At 69.6% G+C, this 14760-nt stretch carries 12 protein-coding genes; 4 read left to right on the top strand and 8 right to left on the bottom strand.

Annotated features, from left to right (window positions below; genetic code table 11):
* Positions 1 to 42: 42 nt before the first annotated feature.
* The 4 genes from AB0K35_RS29465 to AB0K35_RS29450 form a co-directional block, all read right to left on the bottom strand.
* Complete coding sequence (locus tag AB0K35_RS29465) at positions 43 to 2154, bottom strand: multicopper oxidase family protein (RefSeq protein WP_363889538.1); 2112 nt, start codon at positions 2152 to 2154, stop codon at positions 43 to 45.
* Between the two features lie 69 nt (positions 2155 to 2223).
* On the bottom strand, positions 2224 to 2883 hold the full coding sequence (locus AB0K35_RS29460; protein WP_238671254.1) for a response regulator transcription factor: 660 nt from the start codon (positions 2881 to 2883) through the stop codon (positions 2224 to 2226).
* Positions 2880 to 3998, bottom strand: coding sequence for a sensor histidine kinase (locus AB0K35_RS29455; RefSeq protein ID WP_238671255.1), 1119 nt, complete (start codon positions 3996 to 3998; stop codon positions 2880 to 2882). Before AB0K35_RS29455 ends, AB0K35_RS29460 begins: the two co-directional genes overlap by 4 nt.
* An 82-nt stretch (positions 3999 to 4080) precedes the next feature.
* A complete protein-coding gene (locus tag AB0K35_RS29450; RefSeq protein ID WP_238671256.1) occupies positions 4081 to 5106 on the bottom strand; it encodes a methyltransferase in 1026 nt (341 codons plus the stop codon).
* A 127-nt stretch (positions 5107 to 5233) separates the two neighbouring features.
* On the opposite strand from AB0K35_RS29450, the gene AB0K35_RS29445 reads away from it, so the two are divergent.
* Together AB0K35_RS29445 and AB0K35_RS29440 are read left to right on the top strand one after the other, a co-directional pair.
* Positions 5234 to 6772 (top strand): aminotransferase class III-fold pyridoxal phosphate-dependent enzyme, encoded by a 1539-nt coding sequence (locus AB0K35_RS29445; RefSeq protein WP_363889534.1) that lies wholly within the window; start codon positions 5234 to 5236, stop codon positions 6770 to 6772.
* A 162-nt stretch (positions 6773 to 6934) separates the two neighbouring features.
* Positions 6935 to 8632, top strand: a complete 1698-nt coding sequence (locus tag AB0K35_RS29440) for an MFS transporter (protein ID WP_238671258.1) — start codon at positions 6935 to 6937, stop codon at positions 8630 to 8632.
* Positions 8633 to 8684: 52 nt separating this feature from the next.
* Here the strand turns inward: AB0K35_RS29440 and AB0K35_RS29435 are convergent, their stop codons facing one another.
* The 3 genes from AB0K35_RS29435 to AB0K35_RS29425 form a co-directional block, all read right to left on the bottom strand.
* Entirely contained in the window at positions 8685 to 9251 is a 567-nt protein-coding gene (locus AB0K35_RS29435; RefSeq protein ID WP_112581719.1) for a PadR family transcriptional regulator, read from the bottom strand.
* A gap of 65 nt (positions 9252 to 9316) precedes the next feature.
* Complete coding sequence (locus AB0K35_RS29430) at positions 9317 to 9991, bottom strand: response regulator transcription factor (RefSeq protein ID WP_238671259.1); 675 nt, start codon at positions 9989 to 9991, stop codon at positions 9317 to 9319.
* Positions 9988 to 11064 (bottom strand): histidine kinase, encoded by a 1077-nt coding sequence (locus AB0K35_RS29425; RefSeq protein WP_363889530.1) that lies wholly within the window; start codon positions 11062 to 11064, stop codon positions 9988 to 9990. Before AB0K35_RS29425 ends, AB0K35_RS29430 begins: the two co-directional genes overlap by 4 nt.
* Before the next feature lie 334 nt (positions 11065 to 11398).
* Here AB0K35_RS29425 and AB0K35_RS29420 point away from each other — a divergent pair, with 334 nt between their 5' ends.
* Entirely contained in the window at positions 11399 to 12862 is a 1464-nt protein-coding gene (locus AB0K35_RS29420; protein WP_363889528.1) for a multicopper oxidase domain-containing protein, read from the top strand.
* Between the two features lie 19 nt (positions 12863 to 12881).
* A complete protein-coding gene (locus AB0K35_RS29415; protein WP_238671262.1) occupies positions 12882 to 13316 on the top strand; it encodes an SRPBCC family protein in 435 nt (144 codons plus the stop codon).
* A gap of 97 nt (positions 13317 to 13413) precedes the next feature.
* On the opposite strand, the gene AB0K35_RS29410 is transcribed toward AB0K35_RS29415, so the two are convergent.
* Positions 13414 to 14718 carry a cellulose binding domain-containing protein gene (locus AB0K35_RS29410; protein WP_238671263.1) on the bottom strand — a complete coding sequence of 435 codons (1305 nt, stop codon included), beginning with the start codon at positions 14716 to 14718 and terminating at the stop codon, positions 13414 to 13416.
* Positions 14719 to 14760 lie beyond the last annotated feature (42 nt).

The raw sequence follows: 14760 nt of genomic DNA, 5'->3' as shown, positions 1-14760 counted from the left end.
CGTTGCCTCGAGGCCCGGTGGAGGAAGGCTCGACAGGTCCCCCTACTCCGGCTGGTTGGGAGTGCCGCGCCCCAGCTCATAGGGGGATGTCACGCCCTCGTAGGCGAGGTGCATCACCATGCCGTTGGCCGCGTGGTCGAGGTTGTGACAGTGGTCCATCCAGAGCCCCGGATTATCCGCCTTGAAGCCGATTTCGTAGATCTCACCGGGGATCACGTCGAGGCTGTCGATCCACCACGGTGACCCGGTCGCGCGGACCCCGTTGCGGGACAGCACCAACGCGTGATGGCCGTGCAGATGCATCGGGTGGTTCTGGTGGCTGCGGTTGACGATCCGCACCTTGACCACGTCGTCCATCCGAACCATGAGCGTCGGCGTATGGGGGAAGCTGTGCCCGTTGATGATCGGCACCAGGTGGAGCCCCCCGTTGTAGAAGGACAGCCGGTCGTCGAGAAGCTGGGTGAACGAGCGGTCGTACGACGAGCCGGCGTCGAAGGGCCGGGATCCGCCCGAGCCGTACGAGAGCGGGTCGAAGTGGTCACCGTCGTCGACGATCTTCGGCGTCGAGGCGTCACCCGGTGGCGCCAGGACCAGCCCGCCGTCGCGGTTGGCGAGGTCGGTCAGGCGCACCGGGCCTGCCGGCATCGTGAACGTCACGTCGTAGCGTCCACCGGTCGCCAACCCGAACCGCGGATCGGTCAGCGGGGTCGGACCGTTGACGTCGACCCCGTCGATCGCCGCCACCCGCACCGGCGTGCCGTTGACAGTCAGGGCCCGCGGACGACTGTCGCCTGCCGGGTTGTTGTCGGTGTTGATCAGACGCAGCCGCACCGGCGTGCCCGGGGCGACCTCCTGGCGTTGCAGTGTGTCACTCGTGCCGAACGAGACGATGTTGTCGTCAGGCGTACGCCACTCGTGGGCCTGCACGACGAAGTCCCGCTCGCCGGGTGGCGGGCCGTCGCGCGGCTCGACGATCAGCGCGCCGAACAGACCTCGCCGGATCGCCTCGAGCGGGTTCTGGTGAGTGTGGTACCAGAAGGTGCCGACCTGCTCGGCGATGAACCGGTAGGTGAAGCTGCCGCCCGGCTCCACCGCGTTCTGCGTCGCGCCGGCCACGCCGTCCTCACCGTTGGGAACGTCGAGGCCGTGCCAGTGGATTGTCACGTTCTCGTCGGGAATCTCGTTGTGCAGTGTCACCTCGACGAGGTCTCCCTCACGGACCCGCAGCTCCGGCCCGGGCGACTGACCGTTGTACGTCAGCGCCTTGATCTCGGCGCCCGACGACAGCCGTACCGTTGCGTTCTTCGCGGTCAGCGTGAAGGCCTTGTTGGGCTTGCCGGTCCGCGGTCCGCGCAGGTCGTCGACGGAGACCCCGCCGTGGCCGCCGTGACCGAACGAGGGGCCGCCGCCGTAGTCGACGTTGTCGTGGGACGTCATGGTCATGCGGTCGGGCAGCCTGCTGCTCCGGGCCACGTAGGTGATGCCGGCGGCGACGACCAGCACCACGACGGCGGCCTGTGCGGTGGCGCGCAGGGCGCTGGCACGCCGGCCACGGCGTGCGAAGTCGGTCGCGGTGACGGCCCGCAGGCGACGCCCCTGCCAGAACCACAGCACCACCACCGACAGCAGGATCGGCGCGGCGTGGGTCGCGATGTCGTCGAGGTAGGACGGGACCGGACGGGACACGTACGCGAAGTAGACGCCGATGACCGTCGCCACCGCCGTGACCTGGACGGGCACGACGAATCGGGGATCGGCGGCGGCGGAGCGCGTCTCGACGTCGACCGGCGCGTCGGCTCTGTTGGCCAGGGCGCGCAGGCCCGGCACCGTCCAGATGACGACGGCCAGCATCGGCAGCAGCAGAAGCGGCATCTGCACGATCACGCGGTTGTCGGCGAAGATCCAGTCGACGGCGAGCATCAGCCCGATCGCGACGCACTTGATGACAAGCACCACCAGCGCGGCCACGAGCAGACGCAGCAACCGACGGGCGCTCTTGCGCAGCGCCTCGGGCGTCGGCCGCCAGGCCAGCCGCGTGGCGAGGATCGCCGCGGACAGCCAGATCAGGAACAGGACCCCGGCCAGGATCCCATCGGCGTTCTCTCCGACCTCAAACATGACGCCAACATACGAAGGATGCGCACCGCACGGCATCCGTTGAGGAACGGCCGGAGCGTACGGCGATCGCCGTAGCCGACACCGCCTGCGAAACAAGGGCCGTAGTCAGTTGCCGGGCGCGACGAGCCCCGTCTGGTAGGCGAGGACGACGAGTTGCGCACGGTCGCGGACGCGGAGCTTGACCATGGCTCGGTGGACGTGGGTACGGGCCGTGGCCGGGCTCATCGACAGCCGGCGCCCGATCTCCTCGTTGGTCAGCCCGCTGGCCACCAGGCTCATCACCTCGCGCTCGCGGTCGGTCAACACCGCCAGCCGGCCGCCGTCGACAGGCGTCGGCGCGACCTTGCTGACGAACGCGCTCACCAGCCGGCTCGTCACCCGAGGCGAGATCAACATGTCCCCGCCGGCAACCACCCGCACCGCCTGGCGCAGTTCGTCGGGCTCGATGTCCTTGAGCAGGAACCCGCTCGCGCCGGCGCGCAGCGCCTCGAAGACGTACTCGTCGAGCTCGAAGGTGGTCAGGACGATGACCCGCACGGCCGGGAACCGCTCGACGATCGCGGCAGTGGCCCGCACGCCGTCGAGCACCGGCATTCGCACGTCCATCAGCACGATGTCCGGCCGGGTCGCGGCGACCATCTCGACGGCCTGGGCGCCGTTGGACGCCTCACCGACCACCTCCAGGTCGTCGCTGTGGTCGAGCAGGCCCCGGAAGCCGGCCCGCACGAGTGTCTGGTCGTCCGCCAGCACCATCCGGATCGTCACGCTGTCTCCTCCACCTCGACCGGCAGCCGCGCGGCCACTCGGAACCCCCCACCCTGCGGTCGGGGCCCGGCCTCGAGCGACCCGCCAGCGGCGGTGGCCCGTTCCCGCATGCCGGCCACCCCGTGCCCCCGCCGGCTCGCCCCGGACCCGACCCCGTCGTCGACGATCTCCACGGTGACGGCGTCACCCGCGTAGGCGATGGTGACGTCGACTGTCGTCGCTTCGGCGTGTTTGACCGTGTTGGTGATCGACTCCTGCACGATCCGGTAGACCGAGAGCGCCACCTCCGGCGGGATCGGGCGCGGGGTGCCGGCGATCCCCGACCGCACCTTCACGCCGGCCTGTTCCGCGACAGCGAAGACCCGGGCCAGATCGGGCACCTCCCCGGCGTCGCGGAGCATGCCGATCGCCGAGCGGACCTCGTGCATGGCGTCACGGGCCGCGCCCCGGATGCTCCGCAGCGCGGCCCGCGCCTCGGCCGGCTTGCTGTCGAAGATGTCGTCGGCGAGGCTCGCCTGCACACTGATCGCGGCGATCGTGTGACCGAGGACGTCGTGGACCTCGCGGGCGATGCGGAGCCGCTCCTGGGCGACCTCGTGTTGACGCTCCTGGCGCATCACGGCGAGACGCTGCTGTGCCTCGGCCAGCCGGTCCCGGCGGGTGCGGATCGTCTCGGCGAGCAGCACCACTGCCGCGAGCAGCGAGCCCTCTTCGAGGGTGGCCGAGAGGGCGGGGAAGAAACCCTCGCCGAGCAGCGTGTACCGCATGATCAGCTCAAGGACGACGAAGAACCCGGCGACGACGAGCGCCCAGGTGAACCGGCCGGCGGCCGCGACGGAGAAGAGGGCGGCGGCCAGCGGGAGGGCGGGCGGGATGCCCGGGTACTCGAGCGCGTAGTAGATCATCAGCGCGGCGACCGAGCCGACGAGCACCAGCAGCGGCCAGCGGCGCCGGAAGACCAGCAGCAGCCCGATCACCGCGCCGATCGCGTAGGCGCGCGCGTCCGGCGGCCGGGCGCCGGGCTCGTCGGCGACCCGGATCGCCACCGCCACGACGGCCGCGACGACGACCGCGATGACGGCGTCGATCGCGACTCGTCTGATGGCCGGGTTCATGTCCGCAACGGTACGACGCGCGCACGGTCCGTTAGCGAGGGCCCCTTCCCAACCGGAAACCGTCAGCAAGGGGCCCGTCGGCTCAGCCGCGACGGAGCGAGAGCAGTGTCTGCCCGGTGGGGATCACCGTGCTGCCGTCCACCTGGAGCCCGGCCTTCTCGCCCAGTTCGGCGTACTCGCGCCAGGTCCTCGCCTTGCCCGCCATGAGCGAGAGCAGGCGCAGGTCCATCTGGGTGATGAACATCAGCCGGGCCGGATCGTCGGGGAAGTTGTCGTTCTCGTCCTTCACGAGGATCTGCACGATCAGCACCTTCCCGGTGGTGCCGATCGCGTCCGCCGCCCGCTGGAGGATCTTCTCGGCGGCGCTGTCGTTCCAGTCGTGCAGAACGTTCGACAGGATGTAGACGTCGGCGCCGGCCGGGAGCGGGTCGAAGATGCTCCCGCTGACCACCTCGGCGCGGTCGGCGATGCCCGCCGCCTCGAACCGGGCCCGCCCCTGCTCGACGACGCCCGCCAGGTCGACCACTGTGCCGCGCAGGTGCGGCTGGGCCTTGAGGATCTCGGTGAGCAGGGCGCCGGTGCCGCCGCCGACGTCGATGACGTGGTTGACGGTGCTCCAGTCGTAGCCCTGGACGACCTGGTCGAAGTAGCTCGCGTGGGTGGCCATCAGCGCGCCGAACGACGTGGCCCGGTCGGGGTTGGTGGCCAGGTCGTCCCAGAACTCGATGCCGTAACGCACGGGGTACGCCGCGTCGCCGGTGCGGATCGAGTGGGTCAGCGAGCTGAACGTGCCCTCGATCCGGCCGGCCATCGAGTCGACGTCGAGCCAGGGACGTTGGGCGGCGGGGTGGTCGGTCTTGAGGAACTCGGCGGCTTCCGTCAGGGCGTACACCCGCGGCTCGGTTTCCGTGAAGACGCCGCGGACCGAGAGGTAGCGCAGCAGCCGGTGCAGCGCGTCGGGATTGGCCTTCGTCGCCGCGGCGAGCTCGTCGAGCGTGGTGGTGCCCGCGGCGATCAGGTCGGCGAGGCCGAGCGTTGCCGCGGCCCGCACTGCCCACGGCGTGATCGTGTCGGTCAGCGAGTAGAGATTGACCCGATTTTCCGTCATGGCGGCGAGCTTCGACGACGGCGCTCGAGACCGGCTCGAAGCCGCGTCGATCGACCGGTTCTCCAGCCGGGTTCGAGTGGGCGGGCGCAGGCTGCGCCTGTCACGGCCGCCATGCGAAGGGGACACGATGGGCGCCAGCCACCAGGAGCGCGGAGCGATCGAGGTCATTCAGGACCTCATGCAGCAGAAGTGGGTCTACGAGCTGTTCGGCGAGGTCGGCGCGCGCCAGGGTGCCTCGGCCGCGCACGTCGAGCAACTGAGGGCGGTCGACGCCGCCGCGCACGTGTTCTGGCCGTTCCAGGCACCACCGTTTCCGGTGATCGCGGCCACCGCCAGCGGATCGACGTTGACCGACATCGACGGCAACGACTACCTCGACTGCCACATGGGATACGGCGCTCAGGCGCTGCACGGGCACAACCCGGCGCCGGTGGTCGACTTCGTCCGCGAGCACCTCGGCAAGGGCACCGGCAACGGCTACACCAACGCGTTGGAGCTGGAGCTGGCGACGCTGCTGCGGGAGATCGTCCCGCACAACGAGAAGTTCGCCTTCCAACACTCGGGCACGGGCGCCACCCAGTCGGCGATCCGGCTCTGCCGTGCCCACACCGGGCGGCGGATGGTCGCCAAGTTCGAGGGCACCCTGCACGGGTCCCACGACCTGGCCGTCCACAACACGGCGCCCTGGTACCACGGGCATCCCGCGGTGCCGTTCCCGGAGATCGGCAAGGACGGCATTCCGCTGGTCTCGGCGTTCGCCGGCGTCACCCCGGCCGAGCCGCGCGACCTGCTGATCCTGCCCAACGACACAACGCTCGCCGTCGAGTTGATCGAACGCCACGCGGGTGAGTTGGCCTGCATCCTGGCCGAGCCGGCCGCCTCGTCGTTCCCGTTCGAGGAGACGACGATCCCGATGATCCGCGAGGTGGCGGTGGCCGCCCGGCGGCTCGGGGTGCCGTTCATCCTCGACGAGGTGCTGACGGGCTTCCGTTCGGGGCTCGGCGGCGCCGCGCAGAAGTTCGACATCCCGACCGACCTGGTCACCTACGGCAAGGTGATCAGCGGGCTCGGGCTGCCGCTGTCGGCGATCGGCGGTCGGGCCGACATCCTCGACATCTCGCAGACCAGTGGGCAGTCCTGGACGGACTTCGGCCAGAAGACCGGCCTGCAGGGCAGCCACACCGGCAACTACCTGTCGGTGGCGGCGTCGCTGGCCACGCTCCAACTGCTCCGCGACAAGGGGCCCGCCTACTACACCGACCTGCGGGCCAAGGTCGACCGGGTCCAGGCGCGGCTGGCCGCGTTCCGGGCGGCCGAGGGGATCCCGCTGCGGATGGTGGGGTTCGGCGACTACATCGGGTGCTTCCAGTTCCTTCCGGAAGACTCCTACACCGACTACCGGGTCTACTCGCGGGCGCTCAACCCGGCGACGTTCATCCTCACGCTGCTGCTGCGCAAGCGCGGCATCTACACGCTCGGGATGCCGATGTTCTTCGCCGGCGGCGCTCACAGCGACGCCGACGTCGACCGGCTGACCGACGCCGTGCTGGAGAGCACGCTGGAGCTTCGCGCCAACGACTTCCCCTTCGACCTGGCGTGGCCGGCGACATCCGCGTGGGGCGCCGGTTCCTCCGAGTGGGGTTCGGGTTCCTCCGACTGGTCGTAGCCACCTCTGCGTCACCGGGCCCGGGTCAGCTGCTGACCCGGGCCCTCCTCATGTGCCGTACAGGTCATACGCAAATAGCCGTACTTGACTAATCGTACGCGGCGGCGTGTAGTCGGAGGGTGGGTCCGCTGTCGACCCCCGTCCGACTTCAGGAGGAACGCGATGACGGAGAGCTGGACCGACGAACGCAGCACCGCCCCACCCAACCCGCGCCGATGGCTGATCCTGGCCGTCATCCTGGCCGGGGCATTCATGATTCTGCTGGCCACGACGATCGTCAATGTGGCTGTCGCGCCGATCCAACGCGACCTCCAGTCGACCTACACGGCCATGGAGTGGGTCATCGCCGGCTACGCGCTCGGCTACGGCCTGTTGCTCATCCCCGCCGGTCGGATCGGCGACCGCTTCGGGCACCGCAAGCTGTTCCTCATCGGCGTCGCGGGGTTCACACTCGCGTCGGCGGCGTCGGCGCTCGCGGACACACCCGGCCAGCTGATCGCGTTCCAGGTGGTGCAGGGCATGATGGCCGGCATCCTCAACCCGCCGGTGCTGGCGCTGATCCAGACCACGTTCCCGGCGAAGGAGACCGGCAAGGCGTACGGGATCTACGGCGCGATCGGCGGCATCGCGACCGCCAGCGGCCCCCTCCTCGGCGGTCTGCTGATCGCGTGGGACCTCAACGGCTGGGACTGGCGGCCGGTGTTCCTGCTCAACGTGCCGATCGGCCTGGCCACGTTCGTCGCCGCGCTGATCCTGGTGCCCGAGTCACGCGGCCGCCGCGGTGGTCTCGACGTGATCGGCATGCTGCTCGTCTCGGCCGCCGTCCTGCTGCTGGCCGTACCCCTGGTCGAGGGTCAGCGCCTGGGTTGGCCGGCATGGACGTTCGTCTCGATGGCAGCGGCGCTGCCCGCGCTGGCCGTCTTCGCGGTGTGGGAGCTGCGCCGCGCCCGACGCGCCCAGGTCCCGCTGGTGAGCATGCGCCTCTTCGCGCACCGCTCCTTCTCCGCCGGCGTCGGCATCAGTCTCTGCTACTTCGCGGGCTTCATCGGCCTGCTCTTCGCGCTCTCGCTGCACCTGCAGATCGGCCTGGAGAAATCCGCCCTGACGACGGGCCTGATCCTGCTGCCGTTCTCGTTCGGCACACTGGTCGGCGCGGCCATCTCCGACAACGTCGCCCGGGCGCTCGGTCGTGGCGTCCTGATGCTCGGCGCGGGCATCGTGATCGTCGGCATGGTGGGCATCATCGCCACGATCCACTGGTGGGGTTCCGGCCTGGAGCTACTGCCTGCCTTGCTCTTCGCCGGCTTCGGCTCGGGCCTGGTGATCGCGCCGAGCGTCGAGATCGTGCTGGCCGGCGTGCCCTGGCAGGACGCGGGCGCGGCCAGCGGTGTGCTCGGCACCGCCCAACGTCTCGGCCAGGCGATCGGCGTCGCGGTGGCCGGCGTTGTCCTCTTCGGAACGCTCGGCTCCTACTCGGGGACGGCCGCCGAGAAGGCGAGCCCGGAGCTCCAGGCATCGCTCGTGGCGGCCGGCCTGCCGCCGGCCGAGGCGAGCGCGGCGACGACCACCTTCGCCGACTGTTTCATCCGCCAGTCGCGCGCGTCGGATCCGACGGCCACGCCGCCGGGCTGCGCGGACTCGGCGCCGGGTCCGGTGGGCGCGGCCTTCGACAACGCCGCCACGTCGGCGCTGGAGACCAACTTCAACCGGGCGGTCCAGTGGACCGTCGGCGCCGTCCTGATCGGCGTGATCCTCACGTTCCTTCTCGTCTACCTGCTGCCCCGCCGGCCCGAAGAGCCCTGGGCCGAGGCGAGCAAGCCCGATTGGAACGTGACCACCCAGCCCGAGCCCGCTCAGTGACATGCCGCCAGCCCCGACCCCGGAAATGCCACCGGGGTCGGGGCTGGCACCGTCAGGAGGTCGTCATCGAGGTCGGTTGGTTGGCCATCAGCTTGGGCAACTGGTCGAGCAGCTCGTCGTGCCAGGCGAGCTCGGTACGGAGTCGGAGCTCGGTATGACGGAAGGTCGTCCACTCCAGACCACGGATGTGCGGTGCCGCCAGCTCTCGGAGCGCGAGCCACGAGTCGAGCTGCTCGGCGAGTGCCTTCCGGCGCGCCACGATGATGGCGCGCAGCGCGTCTTCTCCGAGGTCGATCACGTTCTGCAGGGCCAGGTCGACCGGGTCGTGACGGAGCTTGGTGTCACGCAACGCCTCGTCACGGTGGTCGATCAGCTCGGCCGCGCCCGCCGAGGTGAGCGCGTAGATCGTGCGGGCGGGCCGGTTGCCCTCCTGCTCGGTCCGGACCGCCTCGATGACGCCCTCGACCTGCATTCGGTGCAGCGCGCCGTAGAGCGAGCCCGGTTTGACGTCGCTCCACAGCTCGGTACGGTCGACCTGCGCCGCCCGGCGGATCTGGTGCCCATGCATGGGGCCCCCACGCGCGAGCGCTCCGAGTACGAACAGGCGAGTGCTATTCACGGCATTAGTCCAACACGAGTGCCCGTTTGCGGGCAAGTTACCCAGAGCAATCCTTGACCAGGCCGCTATCCGTGAAACGTCGGATCGCAGAGCCTCGGCAGGACGATCAGCGAGGCCGCTATGGCCCTGTTGACAGCGTCGATCCGGGACACCGCGCCGAGTTTGGCGAAGATGTTGCGCAGGTGGCGTTTGACCGTCGCCTCCGACAGGCAGAGCCGGCCGGCGATCTGGGCGTTGCTCATCGCCTGACCGACCAACTGCAGGACCTCGCGCTCACGGTCCGACAGCGTGCTGTGCACCGGCCCCTGCACCTGGGTCAGGCTCTCCCGCGACACCGCCAGCATCACCGGCGCGTCATCGGCGCGGGCGCTGCGGATCGCCGCCACCAACTCCTGGCGGGTCGAGTTCTTCAGCAGGTAGCCGCAGATGCCAAGGGTCAACAACTCACGCAACAGCGTCGGGCCGTCGAACATGCTGAGGATGATGACCCGGCTCGACGGCGCGACGTCACGGATCCGGCGGACCGTGGTGGTCACCCCGTCGCCGGGGATCTGCACGTCGAGCAGCACGATGTCGGGCTGACGGATTCGGATCTCGTTGATCGCGGCGCCGCTGTCGCCGGCCTCGCCGACGACCACGAGGTCACGCTGGGCGTCGAGGATCTCCCGGAGGCCGTCGCGCACCACCACATGGTCGTCGACAAGCACGATGCGGGTCGGCTCGATCATCGTGACGGTCACCGGCCGGCCTCCGCCCCGACGGCCAGCAGCGGCACGACGAGCTCGACCGAAGCGCCCTGGTGGCCCGACGCGCGCACGGCGAGACGACCGCCGACGACGGCCGCGCGCTCAGCCATCGCCCGCAGGCCGGAGCCGTCGCGCACCGCCGCGAGGTCGAAGCCCACCCCGTCGTCGGCGACGGTCGCCCGCAGCTCGTGCGGGGTGATGTCGATGACCGCGTGGATCACCCGAGCGCCGGCATGGGCCACCGCGTTGCGCAACGCTTCGCGGACGACCAGGAACACCTCGTCGAGCACCTCGGGCGGCACCCACGACTCGTCGCCGTTGATCTCGGTGTGCAGACGGGTCTCGCCCGTCTCGACAGTCGACAGGAAGTTGGCCAGCGCCTCGTCGAGTGACCCGAGCGGCTGAGAGAGCCGAAGGTCGGCGATGAGCACACGCAGATAGCCGACCGCGTCGTGGAGCGACTCCCGGGCGATGACCACCCGGCGGTCCACGTCGTCGTGGCGTCGCTCCTGGGCGAGCTCGTGGGCCTCCAGGTTGCGGTACGCCGCGCTGAGGCTGTGGCCCAGCCGGTCGTGCAGCTCGCGCGCGATCAAGGAACGCTCGGCGATCTGCGCCTGGTGGACCTCGTTCATCAGGCCGGCGGCATAGCGCGAACTCGCGTCGACCAGCCGGGTCAGTGTCGTACGGGTGAGCGCGTCCGCGACCAGCGCCAGGATCGCGCCCTCGTCGGGCTGGCCGGTCAACTGCTCCAGCGCGTCGGCCAACGCGATGTCGGCCAGCGCGACGACAGCGCGAAAGCACTCTCGTGGGTGCAGCTCGACATCCTCGGTGGACACCGCCGGCGGCGGTGTCGACAGCGGGTCGGTCGCCTCACGGCGAATCTCGGCCGCCGTGTCCCGGAGCAGGACCTCGGCCTGCGCCGTGTAGTTGTCGATCAGGCCAGCGGCCCCTTCGAAGTCGTCACTCGCAGCGGCAAGACGTTGACAGTAGGCGGCAAGAATCGGTTGATGCCTGCGTTCGAGAACCTCGGCAGCGGTCCTCCGCAGCGCATCGTTTCCAACAACCATTGCGGATCCCCCGGTGTGTGCCCTATTGCTCCCCAGGTGCGGGCACGAACGGCTCTCCCCAGCGCCGGCTGCCCGCCGTGTCGCCGACTCCCCCCGTCGTGGGCGACAAAAGCACTCAGATCGGATCGGCCTTCTACGAGTTGTCACGGCCGACTACTCGCACGAGTCTACGGTCTCACTGCGCGTCGTTGGAAGCATCGAAGCTTAGCTTTTGGTAGTCACACCAAAACTTAAGGTGAAATCCATATTTGGCCGCGACCAGTTTTCGACGACGCGTCGAGGGGCCTCCCCGACAGTTCACCCGAGACCTCGACCACCAGGAGTGGAGCGACCAATGGTGAGCAGACGCAACGTCATGAAGGCCGGCGCCACCGCGGGAGCAGCCGCGCTGGTCACGACCACCGCGGCGGCAGCAGCCCGCGGGTCCACCCCGTCCGCGACACCGGCCCACGGCGCCCACACCGGCCACGGGAAGACGGCACACGTCGCGGCCGCCACCGCCCCGTTCGCTGTCCGGATGCCGATACCTCCCGTGCAGCAGCCGATCGCCTCGGTAGCCAACACCGACTTCTACGTCGTTTCCACCCGTAAGGCTCAAGTGGAGATCCTGCCCGGGACGCGTACCGAGGTGTTGACCTATGACGGGCTCTTTCCCGGCCCGACGTTCCGGGTAAAGACGGGCCGGCTCGCGGTCATCGCCCACAGCAACCACCTCGACATGCCGACCGCGGTGCACGTGCACGGAGGCCACACACCGTCGAGCAGCGACGGGTTCCCGACCGACGTGCTGGACCCGGGTAAGAGCCGGCTCTACAGCTATCCGAACAAGCAGCGGGCGGCCACGCTCTGGTACCACGACCATGCCCATCACATGGAGGCCGAGCACGTGTTCCGCGGGCTCGCCGGCTTCTACCTGATCGACGACCCAGCCCAGGCCGAACTGCGGCTGCCCAGCGGCAACCACGACATCCCGATCATGTTGCGCGACGCGCGGTTCGCCGACGACGCGAGCCTGGTCTTCGAACACGACGACTTCCAGTTCCGCAACACGATCCTGGTCAACGGCAAGCCGCAGCCCTACTTCCCGGTGGCCGCCCGCAAGTACCGGCTGCGCTTCGCCAACGCGTCCAACCTCCGCACTTTCACCCTGCGGCTCGGCAACGACGCCGAGGTCGCCCAGATCGCTAGTGACGGCGGGCTGCTCGCCCGGCCGACGCCGATCCGCTCCTGGAGCCTGACGCCCGGCGAACGGATCGAGATCGTCGTCGACTTCGGCGCGTTCCCGGTCGGCAGCCAGATCTTCCTCGACGACGCGGTGGCCGGGCCGGTGCTGCGCTTCGACGTCAACCGGGCCACCGCCGACACCAGTCGGGTGCCCGACCGGCTGAGCACCATCCCCGCACTGCCGGCGGCCACGAAGGAGCGGGCGTTCACGCTCAACTTCAACCCGTCGACCGGCCAGTTCCTCATCAACGGGCAGCAGTTCGACGCCGGACGGGTGGACACCGAGATCAAACGCAACACGACCGAGGTGTGGACGGTGACGAACGGCGACACGCTCTTCGGCATCCCGCACAACTTCCACCCCCACCTGGTCCAGTTCCGGGTGCTGGACCGCAACGGTCAGCCGCCGGCGCCGGGCGAGGCCGGGGTGAAGGACACCATCGCGGTGGGACCGGGCGAGACGGTCCGACTCCAGGCGACATTCGGACCGTACCTTGGCCGATATGTCTACCATTGCCACATGATCGACCACTCCGCGAGTGGGATGATGGCACAGATGAAGATCGTTCCCTGACCCCTGAGAAAGGTTCCTTGTGCCCTCGGCAGAGAAGACTGTGCAGATCGGACGGACCCCTGAGGACGTCTTCGCCTTTCTCGCCCGCGGCGAGAACGACGCCCGCTGGCGTCCCAACGTGCTCGATGTCGCGCGCGTCTCCGGCGAGGGGGTCGGCGCTCGCTACAAACAGGGACTCAAGGGCCCCGGTGGGAGCCGCATCCCGGCCGACTACGAGGTGACCGGGTTCGAGCCGGGTCGACGTCTGGCGTTCCAGGCAACCGGCAGCGTGGTACGCACCCAGGGCGAATACACGCTCACCCCGGCCGACGGCGGCGGGACCCGGCTGACGCTGAAGCTGGCGTGGCAGCCGAGCGGGCTGTCGCGCTTCCTCGGCCCGGTCGTCGGCAAGACGTTCGAAGAGGAGATCGCCGCCCTCGACGCCCTTCGCGACCTGCTGGAGAACGAAGCCTGAGCGCAGTGTGAGCCGGTGGCGCTGGCGGCAACCGCCGCCAGTGGACGTCACCGGAGGGCCCGGAGCCAACCGGCTCCGGGCCCTCCTCCTGCCCCGGTCAGGGGCTGGTGCAGGTGACGTTGCTGGGTGCGGTGGCACCGTTGCCGGTGGCCGTGAAACCGAAGGTGGTCGAGGCGTTCGGGCCGACAGTGCCGTTGTAGGCGGCGTTCCTGACTGTGACACTGCCGGTGGTGCCCGTGTTGGTGCCGCTCCAGAGGCTGCTGATGGCCTGACCACTGGCCAGGGTCAGGCCCACGGTCCAGCCGTTCAGGGGTGCTGTGGAGTTGTTGGCCACTGTCACCTCGGCCTGGAAGCCGCCGGGCCAGGTGTTGAGCGTCCGGTAGGTGGCGGCGCAGGTGCCGGGCTCCCCGGTCGGCGGCGGGGTGGTCGGCGGCGGATCGGTCGGCGGCGGATCGGTCGGCGGCGGGGTCGTCGGAGGCGGGGTCGTCGGCGGCGTTGTCGACTCGAACTGGCTGAAGAACCTCCAGATCTCACCCGAGGTCCAGGTCCGCGAGTCGTTGGGGCTGCCCGACCCGTCCACCGGACTGGGGGTGTGATCCCCGTCGAACGCCGCCCACTGCACCGGGTAGCCGGCCCGGCAACCCGAGTAGGCGGTGGTGATGTGGGTGAGGCTGCCCCGGCTCGGCTCGCGCGGGCTCTGCGCGGTGCAGCCGTTGTTGCGCACGAACGTGTCGCGCAGCTGCCGACCCTGGGAGATGTTCAGCACGCTGTCATAGATGCCGTGGATGCCGAAGTAGGCGACCGGCTGCGTGCCCCCGTTGCATCCGCTGAGGTTGGCACCGGAGAGGACGCTGACCGCACGGATGACAGTGGGTCGGGCGCAGGCCACCGCGTAGCTCATGGCCCCGCCGTAGCTCCAGCCCAGGGCGAAGCGCTGGGTGGTGTCGACGCAGAGGTCGTTCTCGATCTGCCGGGAGATGTCGTCGAAGAGGGTCAGGTCCCGACCGTTGGTGTTGGCCCAGCCGGCGTTGAGACCCTGTGGGGCGACGAAGATCGTGCTGTTGTTCGACAGCGGCTGGAGCCCGTAGTAGCCGGCCGACGTGACGTTGTTGGCCGAGCCGTTCAACCAGTGGAAGCCGAAGATCAGCCGGTAGGGGCGGTTCCGGTCGTATCCGTCCGGGATCCGCAGGTTGTACGTACGACTCTGGCCGCTGCTCTGAATCGTCCGCGTCCCGCTGGCGAGTGTGGGGGCCTTGCCGCAGCCGGCGGTCGCCGCGAGGGTGCCGTTGGTGGCGGCCACCGCCGTCGCACCGAAGCCGCCGCTCAACGCGCCGCCGGTGGTGGCCGCGAGGAGAAGCGCCGCGGCCGCGATGGATGGGAGGAAGAACCTACGTCTCAGCATTGTTTGGGCTCCTTGCCGTTCGGCGACGATCAGTGGTCGCCT

This window comes from Micromonospora sp. NPDC053740, assembly GCF_040677775.1.
Taxonomy (GTDB): Bacteria; Actinomycetota; Actinomycetes; order Mycobacteriales; family Micromonosporaceae; genus Micromonospora; species Micromonospora alfalfae.
This window is presented reverse-complemented; position numbering and strand designations above follow the sequence as displayed.